Consider the following 21165-nt stretch of genomic DNA (forward strand, 5'->3'; position numbering starts at 1 on the left):
ATAGACCCCGACCCTCGAAAACAGCCTAAATGGGGGTCAAAGTGTCGAACTCGGGGGCGCAGCTTCCCGAATCACTGCGCAGTGCGGTGCTGGGGAATGTCGGCACGATCATTTCTTTTCGGGTGGGTGCCGAAGACGCGCCGCTTTTGGCTCGTGAGTTCGCCCCTGTTTTCACTGCCACTGACTTCATGCACCTCCCGAACTATGAGATGTTCGTGAAGCTGCTGATCAAGGGGGAAGTGAGCCGGGGGTTTTCCGTTAACTCAACGAATATCTGCCCTCTCGTTCCTTGAAGGCTTCATTTCCACCTTCTAGCAAAACACAAACAGCTTCCCGTGTGCCCAATTTATCTGATTCATCATTAATATGCTCAAGCGAGCCAGATGAATAGGTGATTCTTGGATATTGTTGGTTTGATAGTCTCTCGGCGGTGGCGATAATAATTTGTTCTGCATCGGTTGCAACAACTAAATTGGGATTATGAGTTACAAGAATGATCTGACGTTTTTCTTTGGCACTTCGAATGTATGGAACCAGTTGTTGGTATATGGAGGAATTATCCAAGTTTCCTTCTGGTTGATCTATAATTAATGGACGGCGGTCATCTTCATCCATCAACAGATATAAGACCAATAGGGCAATGCCACGAGTTCCGGGTGACAAGTGCTCTAAGGATGTTCCACCATATTGAATTTTATATGTGGTTGTAATATGATCTAATGAATACATCCAATCAAAAAGATCAATCATCTTCAAGCTTGGCGAAGCTGTTTGATTCATGAAGTCAACAGGATTAATAATGTCGGTGAAATCTTCGAAGGCGGATTTTACTAATTTCAAATCGCCACTTTTCCATGCTGGAGCTAAATTTTCGGCAACAAATTTCTCAATTTCATCGCGTTTTGTAGAGGCTTGGCCTTTCCTTCCATCGTAGAACCTGGCGGACTTATCTAGCCACATTTTCACATCAACGTGATATCCTGCAAGAAGCTCGAAATTCATTTCAGCACCTGATATATTTAACTGTTCCTTCATTGGTGCATAAAGTTCTTTTAAGCCCGTCTCATCCTTTGATAGAACTTCAAAATATTTCAGATAGAGATTATTGCGCTCTTTGAGTTTGGTTTTGAGTAGTTTGGAAGTCTTTTCGTCCAAATCTACTATTTCGTTCGCTATTCTCTGTAGGGTTGCTTCTTGTGAGGCGATTTGCTTTTGCAGATCAATTAAACGTTTTTTATTTAGCTCGTCTTTTGTCAATGCATCCTGGTGCTCTTTGATTGTTGCGGAAATCTGTGCAAGCGTGGGTGATGTTTCATCTGTATTCGAACCATCAATGCCTTGCCGCGTCCGGATGGTATTGGAAATGGTTGAAATAATATTATTTAATTCATTTTCGACGGTTGCATTCCAAGTGGGTTGGAATAGATTCAACAGGTATTCGCTAATTTGAGATGGCGAATCATCTATGAGTTTCTTGATATCGTCAGTCGTTCGGGTTTTTACTGTTTGGTAACTTGTCAGTATCTCCTCAATTGCTCTTTTGTCTCTCGATAATTTGGCAATATCCTTTTCGATGAGGACTTTCTGAGTTTGAGCGTCTTCAAGCTTTTTAAGTACAGCTTGATCGGCGGCATTCGTGGCTTCAGGAAGCAGTTTTTTCAAATCTTGGATGTTTCCCTCGGTCTGCTTTTTGGTTGCTTCCTTTTGAGGGCGCAAACTTAGCATTGCATATAGTCTGTCAATCTCTCGATTTATGGAGGCTAATTCCCCGCGGATAGTATCCTTTTCTGTCTGCGATGCGCTTTCGCGCGCTTTTCTTAACTCATCAAAAGTTGAAAATCCTTCTTTATGAACCTCATCGAGCCGTGCAAAAACAACCTCTTCGATTGCTTGCTGTAGTTCGTTGCCTTCATGATCATCAGAGCAGAGTCGCTCTACAAAATCTTGTGATAAATATCTAACAAGTGGTCTTTGCACACTATGTGGTTTATCCAGCAATGTGCCAGAGCTTATTGAGCTGCCACCCCACGAAAGAGATACATTCATTCCTCTGAGATGCAATCTTCCTTTGGTAATGAATGATGAAGTTGAATTTACTTCATTTTGAACCCCTGAGGCAAAACCTAGCAAATCAGCAATAGCAGTTTTTCCGGCACCTTTTTCGCCAATAATTGCGACAAGATTGCTATTGAGAGAAATCTTCGTTTGATTGAACCATCCATTCGAGTTTGAAATGTTGATGGATTCAATTACCTTGCTCATATCCAAGGGCTGTGGCTTTGTCGGCCCAATATGGACTCTCGCATCTGGCTCCCACAATATTTGGCGGAGTCCTTCAAAGGTCGGGTCTGATTTAATCCAGCAATACCTGCTTTCATCCGGATTGAATAATTTATCGAGGTCATGCGCATCGGAGCCGTGAACACATGGCTTTAACGAGCCATACATTTCAATTATTTTTGATGATGAAATTCCTTCTTTTTTGCCTAGATAATATTCTCTATCATTTGGGTTTCCTGAGAATATAAAATGTGCGAATTTTAGTAATTCATCCCGGGTTGCAGAAAAACCATCTGTAGGCAATCCGCTGATGCCATCTTTGCCATTGGCAATTCCTATTAAAGAATTTTCTCTCAGCCAGCGATCACTCGAATGCCATCTCTTGATAACTTCGTATGACGGCTTGAATTGTTCGATTCCCAATTTATACGCAGCGTCATCATTTAGTGTGCTGTCCAAGACTTTGCCGAATTTAATTAATTCGTGGCGAACACAGCCGTAGGTTTGTTCTTTGTATTCAAATCGAAGTTGCTGTAATGAAGACTTAATTTTTTCAATATGATCCGGGTCTGTAGGATTTACGATAATATGTATATTTAATGCCTTGCCATCTTTTGTGGGTGGCAAAGATCGAAGTTCAATATTGGGTAAAATTAAGTCAATACTTCTCAAGCGTGGCTTAACTCGATCCTTCCATGTACAATATACTTTTTCATATCCATCAATTGTTAAATAATCAGTCACTCCGATGACTGAAATATTTTGTTGCTCTGCAACTTTTTCCAGTTCAGATATGTATGCTTCCCAAGCAATTCCGGGAAATGAACTGCCTAGTTTGCTTTCTGGGGTATGAACATGCAAGTCCCAACGTCTCCATTCGGAACCGTTTGGATATTTTGAATTTGCGAGATCATGTAATTTCATCATATTTATAGCTTACCAAATGAAAACTCAAAATGCCAATTAGAGCAATTGGCTTATTGTGAAATTTGAATACCACGCCGATACTGAATCGCTTCCGCCACATGCGCGGTTTCAATCACTTCAGTACCTGCAAGGTCTGCAATGGTGCGGGCCACTTTGAGCACCCGGTGATAGCTGCGCCCTGACCAACCCAGTTTGTCCATGGCGTTTCGCAGCAGTTTGTGAGCCGCATCGCTGGGCATGGCCAACTGATCGAGGTCACCCACCGACAGGGCTTGATTGGGTTTGCCTTGCCTGGCCATCTGCAAGGCGCGGGCGGTGGCCACACGGGCACGGATGGTGTCGCTGTTTTCTCCTGTGGGGCTGCTGGACAGCTCTGTGCTGGTGAGAGCGGGCACGGTGATCTGCATGTCAATGCGATCCAAAAGCGGTCCGGAAATCTTGCCCTGGTAACGGGCGATCTGGTCCGGGGTGCAGCGGCACAGTTTGGTCGGATGCCCCAGGTGTCCACACATGCAGGGATTCATGGCAGCCACCAGCTGAAAGGCACTTTCATAGCGCACCTGACGCGCTGCGCGTGAGATGGTGATGTGCCCGGACTCCAACGGTTCGCGCAAAGTCTCCAGCACCTTGCGGTCAAACTCAGGCAGTTCGTCTAAAAACAAAACACCTTCATGGGCGAGGCTGATTTCTCCGGGGCGTGGATTGCCTCCACCCCCCACCAGTGCCACCGCGCTGGCACTGTGATGCGGTGCCCGAAAAGGTCGGCACTTCCAGTCTGACAGCGCAAAGCCATTGCTGGAGAGCGAAAGCAAGGCCGCACTCGCCAAAGCCTCGGAGGTGGTCATGGGCGGGAGCAAGCCTGGCAGTCGCTGCGCCAGCATGGACTTGCCTGCACCGGGAGGCCCGACCATCAGCAGCGAGTGTTTACCTGCCGCGCAGATTTCAAGTGCCCGACGTGCCTCGCCTTGCCCGCGCACATCGCGCATGTCGGGGAAAGTGACTTCTTGCGCAGTGGGCGCAGCTTGGATGCATGAGAGTTTTTCTTCGGCACTGTCCGGCAAAAGGTGTGCACAAACCCTCAGCAAGTGCGTGGCCTCATACACCGCAAGACCATCCACTAGGGCGGCTTCGGTGGCACTGCCAGCAGGGAGAATCAAAGGGCGCTGTTCGTGTGCGCCCTCTTTGCTGATGGCATAGGCCATGGCCAGGGCACCCCGGATGGGACGCAAGTCGCCCGACAAAGACAGCTCGCCTGCATACTCATATTTCTCGGCTTCGGCCAAAGGCACTTGCCCACTGGCGGCCAAGATGCCGATGGCAATGGGAAGATCAAAACGACCTGATTCTTTGGGGAGGTCAGCTGGAGCCAGGTTCACCGTGATCCGCTTGTTGTGCGGAAACTCCAAATTACTATTCTGGAGTGCGGCCCGAACTCGGTCTTTGCTTTCGCGCACTTCAGTGTCAGGTAGGCCCACGATGGTGAAGCTGGGCAGGCCATTGGCCAGATGCACCTCCACCAGAACGGCAGGCGCAGACATGCCAGCGAGGGCACGGCTGCGGATGGTGGCGAGTGTCATGCCGCGTGACTCAGAGCATGCTCATTTGAAATGACTTGATGAAGTCGAATGCTCGGCCAGTCATTACGGCCCATGCAACTACAGTCAAAATGATGAGAAAAAAGCTGGCCGCCCTAGGTCTGAACGCTCGAAGCCTGTAGAGCACAGCACTGTTGCGAACATCTCCATTTGTTGCGGCGCTCCAGGCCACAAAAAAGCCCATCAAAAAATTAAGAAGGCAACTGATTGCCAGCAGGAGAGCAGCCACAAAATTTTGAATGAGGAGCTGCTTTCCAAAGTCGGTGAGAGCGAGCCAAAAATCTTTCCACCCCAACTGATGGCTCAGTTGAACAATTCTTGGGTCAAGGTAGTTATTGCTTTGCACAGCCAGAACGAATATTGCACAACCGAGGGATGCTCCAACGATGGTGCTTAAAACCCCGGCTTTACGGTCTGCATCGCCAAACAAAAAAACGAAAAGGGCGGCTACGAAGGGCGCGGCAGAGAGAAGCGCGGCAAACTTGATGTACAGGTAAATCTCAAAAGAATGTTTTGCAAACAGCCAAACGGAAATGGCAACTGCACTTCCTAGGGCAATGAGAAATCCAAGACCCTCTTCACCATTTGAATTTTTATTCTTGTCACCACTTCCACCGCTGCCACTGTTTTGGTTGTGGTTGTGAATTTCATTGCGAGTGATGGTGTTCCCATGCCCGACGACATTGTTGTCGCCATAGACACGAGCATCTTGATTGTTGTAGCTCACATGACTCTCCGACTAGACATGTGATAAATATAGCTATATATCGCTGCCAATGTAGAGGGGAACGTAAATTTTTCAGACGCTGTTCCCGCTGGTGCAGATATTCACTGCTTGGAAGATGTGCCCCTTGTTTTGATTCCCAGCACCTTGCACAGCGCCCGCTCAATCTCGGCCAAGTCATCAGCGCCCATGTCCGTGATGTAACCGGACAGCCGTGACTTGTCGATGGCGCGGATGTGTTCGGTGCGCACTTTGGAGCTGGCGCTCACAGACGGTGTAGCAATCAGGAGGGGAAACACGGCGGGTGTCTCGGTGGTGGTGAGCGGCAAGACCACCACGGTGCGGCGATGGTCGTTGATTTCTCGCACAGAGAGCACCACACACGGGCGGCGCTTTGCCATCTCAGACCCACGGGCTGGATCAAGCTGTGCCCAGTGAACTTGGCCACGCAAGATGGAATTCATGCGGCCACCGCCCGCGAGGCTTTGGGGGCCTTATCTTTGCGGACGGTCAGCTCTTTCAAGAAGCGCTTTTCATCGAACTCGTCACCACTCACGGCCTCATCTTCAAAAGCCAGCCAGTCAGTGTCTTCACTCTCATGCGTAGCTTCGAGCGAGGACAGACGCAGCGCTGCTTCTTCGAGTTCACGGCTTTCACGATCAAGCTCCCGGCGCACCAAGTCCACAACAAACTGATTGCGCTTGCGTGAAGGTGTGCAGGCGGCAAGACGCTGTGCGAGGTCTTCCGGTAGGCGAAGGGTGATTTGCAGTATTGATTTCATAGTGCCGCAAAGATATCATGTTTACCTTAATGGGGTCAAGAACATGGCTATGGAACACAAACGAGTCGGAATCTGGTTGCGGGTCTCCACCGAAGATCAGGTGAAAGGGGAGTCTTTGGAGGTGCACGAGCGCCGTGCCCGCTCCTATGCAGAAGCCAAAGGCTGGGAGGTGATGGAGGTGTACCGTCTGGAGGCGGTCTCCGGCAAAAGTGTCAGCGGCCACGAAGAAGCGAAGCGGATGCTGGTCGATGTACGCCGGGGTCACATCACGGGCCTCATCTTTTCCAAGCTTGCCCGCCTGTCCCGCAACAACCGCGAACTGCTGGAGTTCGCGGACATCTTCAAGACGTGCGGCGCTGACCTCATCTCTCTCGCTGAAGCGATCGATACCTCCACCCCCGCAGGGCGGCTTTTCTTTGGACTGCTTGCCAGCATGGCAACCTGGGAGCGCGAAGAGATCGCCTCACGGGTGGCGGCATCGGTGCCCATTCGCGCCAAGATGGGCAAGCCCTTGGGCGGACAAGCCCCCTATGGTTACCTTTATGAAAACAAAGTCTTGGTGATTGACGAGACAGAAGGGCCGATTCGGGCGCTCCTGTACACGCTCTACCGTGAGCATGGCCGCAAGAAGAAGGTGGCAAGTGTGCTCAATGAGCGCGGCTATCGGACACGAAACGGCAGCCCGTGGAGTGACACCACGGTCGAGCGCTTGCTGCGCGACCCAACCGCCAAAGGAAAAAAGCGCACCAACTACACCAAACAAACCACAAGCGGCGGTGCGTGGCAGCTCAAGCCGGAAAGCGAATGGGTGTATCAGGATGTTCCGGCTTTGGTGGACGAAGCGCTGTTTGATGAAGTTGTGGCAAGCTTGGATGCCAAAAAGCTATCCGGGAAACGCCAGCCGAAAACCCCCAAGCATCTCTTTGGGGGCTATACCTTTTGCGCCTGTGGTGACGGACGGCAAAAAATGTATGTGCTTTCAGGCACTGCCAAATACTGCTGCACGGCCTGCAAAAATAAGATTGGTACGGACACACTGGAGGCCATCTTTGCCGCTGAACTGCAAGGCTTTGTGTTCAGCAGCGAAGAAATCCGCCAGCATGAAAAAGCAGGGGAAGCGGAACTCACAGCCCTCTCCCAGCAGATCGAAACCCATGCCGACCTGCACAAGAAGGTGGAAGGCAAGCTCTCCGCACTCCTTGAACTCTATGAAGCCAAAGCCATCGACACAAGGGGCTTCAAAACCCGCTATGAGCCATTAGGGGCACAGCTAGAGCTTCTCTCCAAAGAGATCCCCCGCCTTGAAGGACGGCGGGATGCCTTGGTGCAGTCACTGCGCTCCCATGCGGCAGTGATTGCCGAAGCCGAAGGACTCTCTGACCGTTGGAGTAGTCTCGCCCATGACGAAAAGCGGGCCATTGTCGAAACCATTCTCGAACGCATCACGGTGGGAAAGTCAGATGTGGAAATCATCTTCGCTTTGTCCCCAGGAGGGAGCCTCCCTCCTACAACCTCCCTCGGAACTGATAACAAAAAGGCAACGCCGCCTCAGGGGTTCATGGCCGCGATCAATTGAAAGCGCGCCGGGAATTCGGCCCGCCGTGCGGCCCGGGCGATGGTGATGCTCCCGGTTTCCAGCGGCTCGCGCAGGGCTTCGAGGGCGGCGCGTGGGAATTCTGGCAACTCATCCAAAAACAGAACGCCGTGGTGGGCCAGCGAGATTTCTCCGGGGCGCGGTGGCGAACCGCCGCCCACCAAAGCCACGGCGCTGGCCGAGTGGTGCGGCTGACCTGTGGGGCGCTGGGCCCAGCGCGTCAAATCAAAGCGCCCCGTCAGACTGGCAATGGCGGCCGATTCCAGCGCTTGTTCGGTGGACATGGGCGGCAGCAAGCCTGCAAAACGTTGCGCCAACATGGACTTGCCCGAACCCGGTGGCCCCAGCATGAGCAGCGAATGGCCGCCGGCGGCGGCGATTTCCAGCACGCGCTTGATACCCGCTTGGCCTTTGACATCCGCCAGGTCGGCATAGCGCGGTGGTGCTGTGGGCGTGGTCGCGGCCATGCGTGCCCAGCCGTCGCTGGGCTCGGGCGGCGCTTCGTTCGACGGCGGTAAAAACTGCTGCACCACATCGAGTAAGTGGCGCGCCCTGAAGACTTCGGCATCAGGCACCAGCGCGGCTTCTTCGGCGCTGCCCGGTGGCAGCACCAGCCGGGTGCGCACTTTTTGTTGGCGCAGCACCAGGCTCATGGCCAAAGCGCCGCGCACCGGGCGCAGTTCGCCCGACAGCGACAACTCACCTGCAAATTCATAGCCCACCAGCTTGCTGGCATCGATCTGCCCACTGGCCGCCAAGATGCCCAGCGCGATGGGCAAGTCCAGACGGCCCGAGTCTTTGGGCAAGTCGGCTGGGGCCAGGTTGACGGTGATGCGCTGGTTGTGCGGAAAGTCGAGACCGCTGTTTTGCAAGGCCGATCGCACCCGCTCGCGGGCTTCTTTGACTTCCACGTCGGCCAAGCCGACCAACGTGAAGCTGGGCAGACCGTTGGCCATGTGCACCTCGACGGTGACCGCGGGCGCTTGCAGGCCGACCAAGGCGCGGCTGTGCACCAAACTGAGACTCATATGCCCTCCCTGCCCCGTATTGGTGCGCTTTATGTGCCCTGTCGCGCAGTCCGAACGCGCAGAACTTATTGAAATGTCATTCAAGCATGCACAGGCGCAGCGCGCACGGGGATAAGCCCGAATAGAGTGCCCACCCCAAGTTGGCACGCTCCCTGCTTTAACGGTTTGTCCTTTTTTTCACTTTTTGGAGTTCCACATGAAAAACATCCTCGTTCCTTCTTTGTTGGCTTTGTCTTTGTTGGGCGTGACCGGTGTGGCCCAAGCCCAAGCGGCCGAGAGCACCTTGTCCTTCAATGCGGGTGTTGTGTCTGACTACCGCTACCGCGGTATTTCCCAGTCGCGTCTGGAGCCAGCGGTGCAAGGCGGTTTTGATTACGCCGACATGAGTGGTTTCTATGTGGGCGCTTGGGGTTCGAGCATCAAGTGGATTCAAGACACAGGTACACAAAACAGCACAGCGGGTGTCAAAGGCTCCATGGAGTTGGACGTCTATGGCGGTTACAAGTGGGCTGTTGGCAGCGTGGCCTATGACGTGGGTGTCCTGCGTTATGAATACCTGCGCAACAACTTGCAAACTGTGCCTACTTTTGTAAACGCCAACACCACAGAAGTTTATGGCGCAGCCACCTATGGTGTCTTCACTGCGAAGTACTCGCACTCGTTGACCAACGTGTTCGGCAACGCCAACAGCAAAAACAGCTATTACCTTGATTTGAGTGCAGCCTTCGACATGGGCAATGGCTTCACCCTGACACCCCACATCGGGCGCCAAGTCATCAACAACAGCCCAGCGTTCTCTTACCACGATTACTCACTGACTTTGGCGAAGGATCTGGGTAATGGTCTGACTGCGTCTTTGATGGCCGTGGGTACCAATGCAGGCAAAGACCAATACACCCTGGTCAACAAATACAACGGTAAAGACGCATTGGTCGTCGGCCTGAAGTACACCTTCTGATTTCACCCATTCAGATCAAGGAACCATCATGAAACTGGTGACCGCCATCATCAAACCCTTCAAGCTGGACGAAGTGCGTGAAGCACTTTCGGGCATCGGCGTGCAGGGCATCACCGTGACCGAAGTCAAAGGCTTTGGTCGTCAAAAGGGCCACACCGAGCTGTACCGTGGCGCGGAATACGTGGTCGACTTTTTGCCCAAAGTGAAGATCGAAGCCGCTGTGTCTGACGAACTCGTCGAGCGCGTCATCGAAGCCGTCGAAGCCGGTGCCCGCACCGGCAAGATCGGCGACGGCAAGATCTTTGTGTACGACCTCGAGCAAGTGGTTCGCATCCGCACCGGTGAAACCGGCGCAGAAGCCCTTTGATGCATCAGAAAGAGAGTCGACAAATGAAAAAACTACTCGCCACCCTGGCCTTGGGCCTGAGTTTGGGTCTCGGTGTGTTCGGCACGGCGTCTGTCGCCACCGCACAAACTGCCCCCGCAGCCGTCACGGCCCCTGCCGCTGAAGCCAAACCGGCCGATGCAGCACCCGCACCTGCAGCACCTGCTGCTGCAACGGCTGCGGCCGAAGCCGCGCCAGCACTCGTGCCCAACAAGGGCGATATCGCTTGGATGATGGTCGCAACCATCTTGGTCATCTTGATGGTCATTCCGGGCCTGGCCCTTTTCTATGGCGGCTTGGTGCGCAGCAAAAACATGCTGTCGGTGCTGATGCAGGTCGTGGTCACCTTCTCCATGATCACCGTGCTGTGGTTCATCTATGGCTACAGCCTGGCGTTCACCGAGGGCAATGCTTTCATCGGTGGCTTTGACCGCCTGTTCATGATGGGCATCTGGGACAACGCCGCGGGCACTTTTGCCAACGCCGCCACGTTCAGCAAGGGCGTTGTGATTCCTGAAATCACCTTCGCAGCCTTCCAGGCCACGTTCGCAGGCATCACTTGCGCACTGATCGTGGGTGCCTTCGCTGAGCGCATCAAGTTCTCTGCTGTGCTCGCCTTCATGGTGCTGTGGTTCACTTTCAGCTACCTGCCTGTCGCGCACATGGTTTGGTTCTGGATGGGCCCTGATGCCTACACCGCCAAAGAAGTGGCCGATGAAATGACCTCCAAAGCTGGCCTGATCTGGCAGTGGGGTGCCCTGGACTTCGCGGGCGGCACGGTGGTGCACATCAACGCCGCTGTGGCGGGTCTGGTCGGTGCCTTCATGGTCGGCAAGCGCGTGGGTTATGGCCGTGAAGCCATGGCCCCCCACAGCCTGACTTTGACCATGGTGGGCGCGTCCTTGCTGTGGGTGGGCTGGTTCGGTTTCAACGCCGGCTCGGCGCTGGAAGCCAACGGTTTCGCGGCTCTCGCCTTCATCAACACTTTGGTCGCAACAGCTGGTGCTGTGCTGGCCTGGTGCGTGGGTGAAGCGTTGATGCGCGGCAAAGCCTCTATGTTGGGTGCAGCTTCGGGTGCGGTGGCCGGTCTGGTCGCCATCACGCCAGCCGCAGGCAACGTGGGCATCGGCGGCGGTCTGGTGATCGGCATCGTGGCAGGCTTTGCTTGCCTGTGGGGTGTGAACGGCCTCAAGAAGATGCTGGGTGCTGACGACTCTTTGGATGTGTTCGGCGTGCACGGCGTGGGCGGTATCGTCGGCGCTTTGTTGACCGGCGTGTTCAACTCGCCCGCTTTGGGTGGTCCGAGCGCTGTGGGTGATTGGGTCACCGTGGCCATGATCGCCCCAGACGCTTACTCCATCGCTGGACAAGTGTGGACCCAGGCCAAGGCCGTGTTGCTGACCATCGTCTGGTCGGGTGTGGTCTCGGTGGTCGCCTTCAAGATCGTTGACCTGACCATCGGTCTGCGTGTCACCGAAGAGGAAGAGCGCGAAGGTCTGGACATTGCCTCGCACGGTGAGTCGGCCTACCACGGCTAAATTCCGGACACTGCAAGTTTCATTGCAAACGGTGGCGCAAGCCACCCCCTCATCAGCCCGCAAAGCCTCGGCCTTGCGGGCTGTTTCTTTGGGGGGTGGCTCGGGCACAATGGATTTCATGCACGCACCTGCCTTGTTGACACCCACCTGGACCGCCATCACCACCGAGCCCGATGGCCTGGGCGAATCGCCCTTTTGGCACCCGCAAGAGCAGCGCCTGTACTGGGTAGACATCCCCGGCAGGCGCATCGCACGCGTGGCGGTGCAGGGCTTGCGGGTGCAAGGCCCTGTCGAGTACTGGCCTTTGACGCAAGAGCCGGGTTGCATTTCGCCCGTGCATGGCGGTGGCTTGGTCATGGCCTTGCGCGATGGCATTTACCGGGCGCGGGAATGGGGCGGCCTCTTGCATTTGTTGGCGGCAGCGCCCTACGACACGAGCAAGCAACGCTTCAACGACGGCAAGTGCGATGCCCAAGGCCGCTTTTGGGCGGGCAGCCTGTACGAGCCCAAAGACCAGGCGCTGGGCGCGCTGTACATGCTGGACGGCCAAGGACTGCACGCCATGGTGGGTGGTGAGAAAAATGGTGTGGTGACCGCCAACGGCCTGGCCTGGTCACTCGATGGCTGCACCGCCTACTGGGCCGACACCGCCGCGCACCAAGTGCGCGCTTTTGACTTTGACGCCGCCAGCGGCCAACTCTCCAACCCCCGCGTGTTCTACCAAGCCAGCCCTAAACCCGCAGGCTGGGCCTGGGGCAGCGCTGCGCCCTATGGCGGCAGACCCGACGGCGCGGCGGTAGACGCCGAGGGCTGTTACTGGTCCGCCCAATACGAAGGCGGACGCCTGCTGCGCATCGCACCCAACGGTCAAGTGCTGGCCGAAGTGCCCACTCCAGCCCTGTGCCCGACCATGCCCTGCTTTGGCGGCGCGGACCTGAAAACCTTGTTCATCACCACCGCCCGCCAAGGCCGCAGTGAGCAAGAGCTGGCGCAGTACCCCGGTTCGGGCTGCGTGTGGGCGATGCGGGTGGAGGTGGCGGGGGTGGCGTTGAATCGGTTTGGGTGGGGGTGAGGTGGCACTTTCGATACCTACCTGCTGAGACAAACTTACTGCTTTTTAAGAAGTGCGGGATAAGGGACTTGTGGTCTGAGCCTGCAAGACAGAACTCAGAAGCAGGAGCGATGCCGGGGATCAGACCAGAGAGATGTTTGATGTGTTAGCATCAAGCATCAAAATATCTGGAGATGAGATGAGAACCACCCTCGACATTGCGGACGACGTGCTTTTTGCAGCCAAAGAAATTGCCCAAAGAGAGAAAAAATCAATTGGGCAAGTCATGAGCGAGTTGGCGCGTAAAGCATTTGCAGTGGGGGCCTATCCACCGCAAATGGCTCAAGCCGTGCCCCACGTTTCAGAGCGTTTGGCCCGATACGGCATTAAGCCCTTGCCTTCTCGGGGCGCGGTCATCAGCAATGAGCTGATTGAACGCTTGCGCGATGCAGAGGGTGTTTGATGCGCGCGCTGTTTGACGTCAACGTGCTGATCGCATTGCATGACCGTGATCATGTTCACCATGTGCGTGCGGCCCAATGGTTTGAAGCACACATTCAACAAGGTTGGGCCACCTGTGCATTGACCCAAAACGGATTCCTTCGCATCATGGGCCAATCCGGGTACAGCAGCCCTCAACCCCTGTCGATGCTGGTCGGCATGTTGCAAAACTCCACGCGGACAGCACACCATGCCTTCTGGTCCGATGAGGTCAGCCTCTTGGACCCCCAGCAGTTTGAACATGGGCACATTCACAGCGCGAGGCAACTGACGGATTTGTACCTGTTGGCTTTGGCCGTCAAAAACCAAGGACGACTGGTGACGCTGGACCAGCGGATTCCGATCAGTGCCGTGCGCGGTGCCACCCCTGCACACCTTGTGGTGCTTTGAGTCGAGCAATTTCCCACAACCTGCCCGTTCAAAAAATTCACGCACGCGCCAGAGCGTGGGCGTTACCATCCTTGCCCATGGAAGCCCAACTCAATTCTCTCATCGATGCCGTGCGCCAAGCGGGTGCGGATGGCCGCGTGCTGCGTTTGCGCGGCGGCGGCAGCAAAGACTTTTGGGGCCAGAGCCTCACGGGCGAGGTGCTGGACACCCGGGCTTACCGGGGCATCGTGAGCTACGAGCCCAGTGAGTTGGTGGTCACTGCCCGGTGCGGCACGCCGCTGGCTGAGCTGGAAGCCGCCGTGGCCGAAAAAGGCCAGTGCTTGGCGTTTGAGCCACCGCATTTTGGTGAGGATGCCACCGTGGGCGGCATGGTGGCCGCAGGCCTGAGCGGCCCGGCCCGCGCCACCGCTGGCGCTGTGCGCGACTTTGTTTTGGGTGCGCGTTTCATCAACGGTTTAGGCGAGCACCTGACCTTTGGCGGCCAGGTCATGAAAAACGTGGCCGGTTACGACGTGAGCCGCCTGATGGCCGGCAGCTGGGGCACGCTGGGCTTGATCACTGAGGTCAGCCTCAAGGTCTTGCCTGTGGCACCGGCAGAAGCCACGCTGATGATCGCGGGTTTGGCCCAAGGCACGTCGCTCGATTTGTTGCACCGCTGGGGCGGTCAGCCTTTGCCCCTGAACGCCAGCGCTTGGGTGCGCGATTCCACCGCCCAGCCGGTGGCTGATTATTTGTTTGTGCGCCTGCGCGGTGCGATGGCGGCGGTGCAGTCGGCCACCGGCAAGATGGCTGCCGATGCCGTGGCTTTGGGCGCCCAAGTGCAAGCCATGGACAATGCCGAAGCCGCGCAAGACTGGCGTGCCAGCGCCGAGCAGTCGCTGGCGTTCTTTGATGCCCCCAATCCTGACGACTGCCTGTGGCGTCTGTCCGTGCCGCAAACTGCACCGGTTTTGGACTTGCCCTATGCCACCTACATTGAATGGCAAGGTGCCCAGCGCTGGCTGTGGGCACCGGCCACGGCGGCTGTGCCGCTGCGCGAGTTGGCGCATTCGGTGGGTGGCCACGCCACCCTGTTTCGTGCCAGCGCCGCACATGCCGAGCTGGACAAAGTCGTCGGTGTGAACACCCCGCTGGAGCCGGTGCAAGAACGCATCCAGCAGCAATTGCAAAAGCAGTTCGACCCCCAAGGCGTGTTCGCCACCGGTCGACTGCACCCCCTCTGAGCTCGGGACGAAAAACATGCAAACCAATCTCGCCCCCGAATACCAAAACACCCCCGACGGCCTAGAAGCCGAAGCCATTCTGCGCAAGTGTGTGCACTGCGGCTTTTGCACGGCCACTTGCCCCACCTACCAACTGCTGGGTGACGAGTTGGACGGCCCGCGTGGTCGCATTTATTTGATGAAGCAGGTGTTGGAGGGCGAAACACCCACCCGCAAAACCCAGCTGCACCTGGACCGGTGCCTGACCTGCCGCAACTGCGAAAGCACTTGCCCGAGCGGCGTGCAATACGGCCACCTGGTCGACATTGGCCGCAAGCTGGTGGACGCCAAAGTCGAGCGCCCCGTAGGCGAAAAAATGCTGCGCTGGGCGCTCAAAGAAGGCCTGCCTTCGCCCTTGTTTGCCCCGGCCATGAAGATGGGCCAGATGGTGCGCGGCCTGCTGCCCGAAAGCCTGAAAGCCAAAGTGCCTGCACCGCAAAATGCCAGTGCCTGGCCCACCGCGCAACATGCCCGCAAAGTGTTGATGTTGGCCGGCTGCGTGCAACCGAGCATGAGCCCCAACATCAACAGCGCCACCGCCCGCGTGCTGGACGCCGCAGGCATTCAAGCGGTGACTGCGCCCAAGGCCGGTTGCTGTGGCGCGCTCAAGTTCCACCTGAACGACCACGACGGCGGCAAGGACCACATGCGCGCCAACATCGACGCTTGGTGGCCGCTCGTCGAATCGGGCGATGTCGAGGCGATTGTGATGAACGCTTCGGGCTGCGGTGTGATGGTCAAAGACTACGGCCATGTGCTGAAAGACGACCCGCAGTACGCCGACAAAGCCGCCCGCATCGGCGCGCTGACCCGCGACTTGAGCGAGCTGCTGCCCGAGTTGGTGCCGCTGCTCCAAGCCAAGATCAAGCCCCAAGCCCTGCAAGCCGCAGGCCTGCAGGCCTACCACCCACCTTGCACCCTGCAACATGGCCAGCAACTTAAAGGCGGCGTGGAAAAGCACTTGGGCGATCTGGGTTTCAAAATCAAGGTCACGGCCAACGAGTCGCACCTTTGCTGCGGCTCGGCGGGCACCTACAGCGTGCTCAACCCCGATCTGTCCAAGCAATTGCGCGACCGCAAGCTGGGCCACCTGAACGCCCTGCAACCCCATGGCGTCATCAGCGCCAACATCGGCTGCATCACCCACCTGCAAAGCGGTAGCGGCTTGCCTGTGCGGCATTGGGTGGAGTTGTTGGATGAGGCGTTGAGTAGCGCTTTCTGATCGCGTCGATAAAGTCCTTTTTTCCATCCACCAAGACCAGCGCCCGAGCACGCCAAAATGCCCTCCCGGGTAGTATTCAGCAATGGATGGCAGACTGCGCGTGCAAAGCGTAAACAAAGGACTAGACGATGGCGATACCTTGGTTGATGGCGCTCAAAGTGATTCCCTGGGGCGATGTGATCGAACACGCGCCTTCGGTCCTCAAAGCCGCGCGCAAGCTGATGGACCGCCAACCCGCTCAGCCCTCTGGCGCAGCGGGCAACCCCGCCACCACCACGCCCGTCAGTGCTGTGCCCAGCTTGGGAGAACTCAAAAACGCCTTGATCGCCGCGCAAGGCCAGATCGAGCGCCAAGCCCAGACCCAGCGCGAACTCACCGAAACCTTGGCCGAGTTGGCCGAACAAAATGCGCGCCTGGTCAGTACCGTGGAAGTGCTTCGCTTGCGCACGCGGGTGTTGGTGTGGGCTGGTGCAGCGGTGCTGCTGTGGTTGGCCGTGCTGACTTGGTGGGCCTGAACGGGCTCAGATCCGCCTAGAGGCAGGCGCCACTGGCCTGCGTCGGTCAAGCCGCCAGTGCCGCCTCAATGTCTTTGGCGATTTTTTCTGGTGCGTCCTGCGGCGCGTAGCGCTTGATCACTCGCCCATCGCGCCCCACCAGAAATTTGGTGAAATTCCATTTGATGGCCTTGCTGCCCAAAATGCCGGGGGCTTCGGCCGAGAGCCATTGGTACAGGGGGTGGGCCCCGTCGCCGTTGACCTTGATCTTGCTCATCATCTGAAAGCTCACGCCGTAGTTCTTTTGGCAGAAGTTGGCAATTTGCGTGTCGTCACCCGGGTCTTGGCTGGCGAACTGGTTGCAAGGAAAGCCGAGCACGGTCAAGCCTTGGTCGGCGTAGGTTTTGTGCAACTTTTCCAGCCCTGTGAACTGGGGCGTGAAGCCGCAGGCGCTGGCGGTGTTGACAATCAGCATCACCTGACCCTTGTAGCGCGACAGGTGCACGGTTTGGTGGTCGATGCTTTGGGCTTCGAGGTCGTACAGGCTCATGGGGTGCTCTCCGGTGAGTGTGGGCAAAGATGACAAATAAACATCATGCCAGCGACAGCCCCTGACTGTGCAAGCTTGTTCAGTTGGCCTTGTGGCCCGGCCCGACGATGGACAGCAAAGCCGCCAGCAAGATCAAGGCCCCGCCGACAAGGGTGCGGCTGTCCCAGCTGGAGGCACTCAGCAGCACCGACGACACGCTGGCAAACAGCACCTCGGACAACATGACCAGCGCGGTGGTGTGGGCGGCCAGACCGGCGGCGCCGTATTGCAGCGCCAGGTTGCCCAGCAAAAACGAGAGGCTCAGCAGGGCCACCAAGGGCAACCAGCTCCAGCTGGGGGCCGTACCGGTTGCCACTACCCCTGTGGCCAATCCGACAATCGCCGCCAGCGTGGCCATGACCGCGCCACCGCCAAACATGGCCAGCGTGCGCGAGGAGCTGGGGCTGTCTTTGAGCTTGAGCAGCAAGGCGTTGGTGATGGCAAATGTCAGGCCGCCCATCAGGGCCAGCCCATCGGCCAGGCTTTCGGGCACGGGCCAAGGCGTTTCGGGGGTTTTGAGCACGATGAACAATCCGGCCAGCGCCAGCACCAGGCGCAGCAAGGCCATGGGGGTGGGTTTTTCACCCAGCAACCACCAGGCCACCAGTACCGACCATGCGGGCATCAAATAAAAAAGCAGCACCACGCGCACCACGTCGCCCACAGTCACGGCCCAGTTGAACCCCACATTGGTCAAGCCCGAGGCCAGCAGCAAGAGCCACAACCCGGGGTGGTTGCGCCAACTCAGAAGTTGCCCGCTGCGCCACAGCCACAAGGCGATGGACAAAAACACAAAGGCATAGACCAGCGCTGTGGCCCAAAGCGGGTGCAGGCCAAGGGCTTCGAGTTGTTTGAAGGGCCACCAGCACACGCCCCAAACAAAAGCGTTGAAGAGGAGCCCGGCAACTGCCAGACTTTTGGGGGAGATGTTGCCCATGGAAGGGCAGATCAGGAGGCGTCGCCTGAGGCTTTGGTGGCCGCCAGCGTGGCTTGGCGCTTGCGCCACCAGCGCAAGACCAGCCAGACGAGGCCGATGCCCAGCAGGGCAAAAATGCCATGCTGGAATTGGCGCAGCACGCCAAACATCCAGTCCCAGTTTTGCGCGCCAAAGTAACCCAGGTACACCCAGATCGGCACACTGATCAGTGCAGCAAAGCCGTCCATGAAGAACCAGGTAGAAAAGCTCACGCGTCGGCTCATGCCGGCCGAGAAAAACACAGGGGTGCGCAAACCGGGCAGAAAGCGGGCCACGAACATGACCCATTTGCCGTATTTTTCAAAAGCCTCTTGTGCGCTGGCAAAACGCGCGGGAGTGAGAACTTTGCGAAAACCAGGCAGTTTGGCAATGCGCTCGCCATACAGGCGGCCCAAAGTGAACATCAGGCCGTCACCGACCATCACGCCCGCCATGCCCACGGCAAACATGGTGTGCACATCGGCATGCCCCAGCCCTGCGATCACGCCGCCTGTGACCAAGGTCACATCCTCAGGAATGGGGACGCCAAAACCGCAAATGAGCAACATCACAAATACAGCCAAATAGCCGTATTGGGTGAAGATGGGCATCAAAAACTCAAAAACTTCCATGGATTTCAAGGTTTGGCCGCTTGAAAAACCCCTGGCGAAATGCAGGGGCACAGCAGCTTGCGCGCCAGTGTAAAGCATTTGTAAGCCCCTTCCAGACACGGGTCAGGCCGTTGTGGCCTCACGCCTTTCAGCCGAAATGACAGTGCGGATCGGGCCGCATATGGGGCCTGACTTTGCTGGCACACTTGCGTGTGTTCGTCAGTTTTGTTGCACAACCATGCCCCGTCCGATTCAAGCCACCATTCACCCTCAAGCCTTGCGCCACAACCTGAACCGGGTGCGCCTTGCGGCCTCCGATGCGCAAGTCTGGGCCGTGACCAAGGCCAATGCCTATGGGCATGGCATCGAGCGGGTGTTTGATGGCTTGCGTGGCGCCGACGGGTTTGCCCTGCTGGACTTGTCCGAGGCCCAGCGTGTACGTGCTTTGGGTTGGCGTGGCCCGATCTTGCTTTTGGAGGGGGTCTTTGAGGCGCGCGATCTTGAGTTGTGCTCGCGTCTGGACTTGTGGCATACAGTGCATTGCGACGAGCAAATCGACATGCTGGCGCTGCACAAGACGCATGAGCCGCACCGTGTTTTCTTGAAAATGAACTCCGGCATGAACCGACTGGGCTTTGCACCCCAGCGTTTTCGGTCGGCTTGGACGCGCTTGAATGCTTTGCCCCAGGTGGATGAGATCTCCCTCATGACCCATTTCAGCGATGCCGATGGCCCCAAGGGCATTGCCGAGCAAATGGCCCGATTTGCAGAGGCCACTCGCGACCTGCCCGGGGAGCGCAGTTTGAGCAACAGCGCAGCGACCTTGCGTCATGCGCAAGACGCCGCAGTGAAAGCCGATTGGATTCGCCCAGGCATTGCGGTGTACGGCAGTTCCCCCGACTTTCCCGCGCACAGCGCCGCCGATTGGGATTTGCAACCGGCCATGAGTTTGAATGCCCAAGTCATCGCGGTGCAGTCGCTCCAAGCGGGCGACACGGTGGGCTACGGCTCCAGTTTTGTGGCCGATCGGGCCATGCGCATCGGCGTGGTGGCCTGTGGTTATGCCGATGGTTACCCGCGCATCTGCCCCACGGGGACACCGGTGCTGGTCAATGGTCAGCGCGGGCGCACCGTGGGTCGGGTCAGCATGGACATGCTGACCGTGGATTTGAGTCCCTTTCCAGACGCAGGCATGGGCAGCGCTGTGACGCTGTGGGGCCAGTCAGCCCAAGGTGCGGTGCTGGCCATCGACGAGGTGGCTCAGGCCGCAGGCACGGTGGGTTATGAGTTGATGTGCGCCTTGGCGCTGCGTGTGCCAGTGGTGCTGGCCGACTGAAGGCTTGCTGTTCATGCCCCACCGCACACCGCTGCACCCCCATGACCAGCGTGCCTTGGTGGTGGCGCTGGTCTTGATCGTGATTTGGGGCGGCAACTTCACCCTCCAAAAGTACCTGTTTGACCTGATCACACCCGGCGGTTTCTTGTGGGCGCGTTACCTCATCATGCCCGTGTGTGCCTTGCTGCTGATGCGTTGGCGCATGGGCGCTTGGTTGCCCCCCTTGCCGCGCAAGGACTGGATGCACATGGCTTGGCTGGGGTTCATTGGTCACTCCCTGCATGTGGGCTTGGTGACTTATGGCATCCATTGGTCCACGGCGTTTTCCAGCTCGGTCATTTTGGCTTGCGGCCCGATTTTTACCTTGTTGATCTTGCGCATTCAGGGTTTGGAGCGTTTGACCGGCGCACAAATAGCGGGCGTGACGCTGGCTTTTGGCGGGGTCTTGATGTTTTTGTCTGACAAATTGCTGGGCGGCAACTGGCGGGCTGGCGGTGGGGACTTGGTGTTGCTCGTGGCGGCCTCTCTTTTTTCTTATTACACGGTGGCCGTGAAGCCTGTGATGCAAAGGCACGGCCCGGTCTTGACCATGGGCTATGCGACCTTGTTGGGCGGTTTGCCGGTCATGCTGTTGTCGCTGCCTGCGGGACTGGAGGCCAATTGGGCATTGCTCGATGTTTGGGCATGGGTGGGTTTGTTTTGGTCGGTGCTGGTTTCCGCCTTTTTGGGCTGGCTGGCTTGGGGCTGGATCAACACCGTGAGGGGGGTGGCCCGGTCTGCGCCCCTCATGTACCTGATGCCGCCCATGGCGGGCCTTTTCGCCTGGGCGCTGTCGGGCGAGGACTACACCTGGATCAAGATTGCCGGGGCGGGTGTGACCTTGCTGGGCGTGGCCTTGGCGCAATATGCCGGGCAAATCAAATGGCGGCTGCGCTGAGCGGGGC

21 protein-coding genes and 1 pseudogene are annotated in these 21165 nt (G+C 57.0%); 13 read left to right on the top strand and 9 right to left on the bottom strand.

Annotated elements, in window-relative coordinates:
• Positions 1-29 precede the first annotated feature (29 nt).
• Entirely contained in the window at positions 30-293 is a 264-nt protein-coding gene (locus ABWQ00_RS13320; protein ID WP_353239161.1) for a hypothetical protein, read from the top strand.
• Here ABWQ00_RS13320 and ABWQ00_RS13325 read toward each other — a convergent pair.
• The 5 genes from ABWQ00_RS13325 to ABWQ00_RS13345 form a co-directional block, all read right to left on the bottom strand.
• Positions 259-3204: a TrlF family AAA-like ATPase gene (locus ABWQ00_RS13325; protein WP_353239197.1), complete on the bottom strand. Its 2946-nt coding sequence runs from the start codon at positions 3202-3204 to the stop codon at positions 259-261. The genes ABWQ00_RS13320 and ABWQ00_RS13325 overlap by 35 nt on opposite strands.
• Before the next feature lie 53 nt (positions 3205-3257).
• Positions 3258-4784, bottom strand: coding sequence for a YifB family Mg chelatase-like AAA ATPase (locus tag ABWQ00_RS13330; RefSeq protein ID WP_353239162.1), 1527 nt, complete (start codon positions 4782-4784; stop codon positions 3258-3260).
• A 10-nt stretch (positions 4785-4794) separates the two neighbouring features.
• Positions 4795-5529, bottom strand: a complete 735-nt coding sequence (locus tag ABWQ00_RS13335) for a hypothetical protein (protein WP_353239163.1) — start codon at positions 5527-5529, stop codon at positions 4795-4797.
• Positions 5530-5630: 101 nt separating this feature from the next.
• Positions 5631-5990: a type II toxin-antitoxin system PemK/MazF family toxin gene (locus ABWQ00_RS13340; protein WP_353239164.1), complete on the bottom strand. Its 360-nt coding sequence runs from the start codon at positions 5988-5990 to the stop codon at positions 5631-5633.
• On the bottom strand, positions 5987-6307 hold the full coding sequence (locus ABWQ00_RS13345) for a hypothetical protein (protein ID WP_353239165.1): 321 nt from the start codon (positions 6305-6307) through the stop codon (positions 5987-5989). The genes ABWQ00_RS13340 and ABWQ00_RS13345 overlap by 4 nt, the downstream gene beginning before the upstream one ends.
• A gap of 49 nt (positions 6308-6356) precedes the next feature.
• On the opposite strand from ABWQ00_RS13345, the gene ABWQ00_RS13350 reads away from it, so the two are divergent.
• The gene (locus ABWQ00_RS13350; RefSeq protein ID WP_353239166.1) at positions 6357-7883 is read left to right on the top strand and encodes a recombinase family protein; all 1527 of its coding nucleotides are present in this window, start codon (positions 6357-6359) and stop codon (positions 7881-7883) included.
• Here ABWQ00_RS13350 and ABWQ00_RS13355 read toward each other — a convergent pair.
• Positions 7859-8929, bottom strand: a pseudogene (locus ABWQ00_RS13355) (YifB family Mg chelatase-like AAA ATPase); the annotation flags it as partial. The gene ABWQ00_RS13350 and the pseudogene ABWQ00_RS13355 overlap by 25 nt on opposite strands.
• A gap of 196 nt (positions 8930-9125) precedes the next feature.
• Between ABWQ00_RS13355 and ABWQ00_RS13360 the strand changes: the two are divergent.
• From ABWQ00_RS13360 to ABWQ00_RS13400, 9 genes are all read left to right on the top strand, one after another.
• Complete coding sequence (locus ABWQ00_RS13360; RefSeq protein ID WP_353239167.1) at positions 9126-9887, top strand: TorF family putative porin; 762 nt, start codon at positions 9126-9128, stop codon at positions 9885-9887.
• A gap of 28 nt (positions 9888-9915) precedes the next feature.
• Positions 9916-10254: a P-II family nitrogen regulator gene (gene glnK, locus ABWQ00_RS13365; RefSeq protein ID WP_019426247.1), complete on the top strand. Its 339-nt coding sequence runs from the start codon at positions 9916-9918 to the stop codon at positions 10252-10254.
• A gap of 23 nt (positions 10255-10277) precedes the next feature.
• Positions 10278-11810 (top strand): ammonium transporter, encoded by a 1533-nt coding sequence (locus ABWQ00_RS13370; protein ID WP_353239168.1) that lies wholly within the window; start codon positions 10278-10280, stop codon positions 11808-11810.
• A complete protein-coding gene (locus tag ABWQ00_RS13375) occupies positions 11788-12882 on the top strand; it encodes an SMP-30/gluconolactonase/LRE family protein (protein ID WP_502908137.1) in 1095 nt (364 codons plus the stop codon). Before ABWQ00_RS13370 ends, ABWQ00_RS13375 begins: the two co-directional genes overlap by 23 nt.
• 178 nt (positions 12883-13060) lie before the next feature.
• Positions 13061-13324: a CopG family transcriptional regulator gene (locus tag ABWQ00_RS13380; RefSeq protein WP_353239169.1), complete on the top strand. Its 264-nt coding sequence runs from the start codon at positions 13061-13063 to the stop codon at positions 13322-13324.
• A complete protein-coding gene (locus tag ABWQ00_RS13385) occupies positions 13324-13752 on the top strand; it encodes a TA system VapC family ribonuclease toxin (RefSeq protein WP_353239170.1) in 429 nt (142 codons plus the stop codon). The genes ABWQ00_RS13380 and ABWQ00_RS13385 overlap by 1 nt, the downstream gene beginning before the upstream one ends.
• A 77-nt stretch (positions 13753-13829) precedes the next feature.
• Positions 13830-14975, top strand: coding sequence for a glycolate oxidase subunit GlcE (glcE, locus tag ABWQ00_RS13390; RefSeq protein ID WP_353239171.1), 1146 nt, complete (start codon positions 13830-13832; stop codon positions 14973-14975).
• A 16-nt stretch (positions 14976-14991) separates the two neighbouring features.
• Entirely contained in the window at positions 14992-16236 is a 1245-nt protein-coding gene (gene glcF, locus ABWQ00_RS13395; RefSeq protein ID WP_353239172.1) for a glycolate oxidase subunit GlcF, read from the top strand.
• A gap of 128 nt (positions 16237-16364) precedes the next feature.
• The gene (locus ABWQ00_RS13400; RefSeq protein WP_353239173.1) at positions 16365-16751 is read left to right on the top strand and encodes a hypothetical protein; all 387 of its coding nucleotides are present in this window, start codon (positions 16365-16367) and stop codon (positions 16749-16751) included.
• A gap of 46 nt (positions 16752-16797) precedes the next feature.
• Here ABWQ00_RS13400 and ABWQ00_RS13405 read toward each other — a convergent pair whose 3' ends face one another.
• From ABWQ00_RS13405 to ABWQ00_RS13415, 3 genes are all read right to left on the bottom strand, one after another.
• Positions 16798-17280 carry a glutathione peroxidase gene (locus ABWQ00_RS13405; protein WP_353239174.1) on the bottom strand — a complete coding sequence of 161 codons (483 nt, stop codon included), beginning with the start codon at positions 17278-17280 and terminating at the stop codon, positions 16798-16800.
• Positions 17281-17359: 79 nt separating this feature from the next.
• A complete protein-coding gene (locus tag ABWQ00_RS13410; RefSeq protein WP_353239175.1) occupies positions 17360-18256 on the bottom strand; it encodes an EamA family transporter in 897 nt (298 codons plus the stop codon).
• An 11-nt stretch (positions 18257-18267) separates the two neighbouring features.
• Positions 18268-18984 carry a DedA family protein gene (locus ABWQ00_RS13415; protein ID WP_353239176.1) on the bottom strand — a complete coding sequence of 239 codons (717 nt, stop codon included), beginning with the start codon at positions 18982-18984 and terminating at the stop codon, positions 18268-18270.
• 139 nt (positions 18985-19123) lie between these two features.
• Between ABWQ00_RS13415 and alr the strand changes: the two genes are divergently transcribed.
• Together alr and ABWQ00_RS13425 are read left to right on the top strand one after the other, a co-directional pair.
• Entirely contained in the window at positions 19124-20221 is a 1098-nt protein-coding gene (alr, locus tag ABWQ00_RS13420; RefSeq protein WP_353239177.1) for an alanine racemase, read from the top strand.
• Positions 20222-20234: 13 nt separating this feature from the next.
• The gene (locus ABWQ00_RS13425) at positions 20235-21158 is read left to right on the top strand and encodes a DMT family transporter (RefSeq protein WP_353239178.1); all 924 of its coding nucleotides are present in this window, start codon (positions 20235-20237) and stop codon (positions 21156-21158) included.
• The last annotated feature ends 7 nt before the right edge of the window (positions 21159-21165 follow it).

This window comes from Limnohabitans sp., from assembly GCF_040400975.1.
GTDB lineage: Bacteria > Pseudomonadota > Gammaproteobacteria > Burkholderiales > Burkholderiaceae_C > Limnohabitans_A.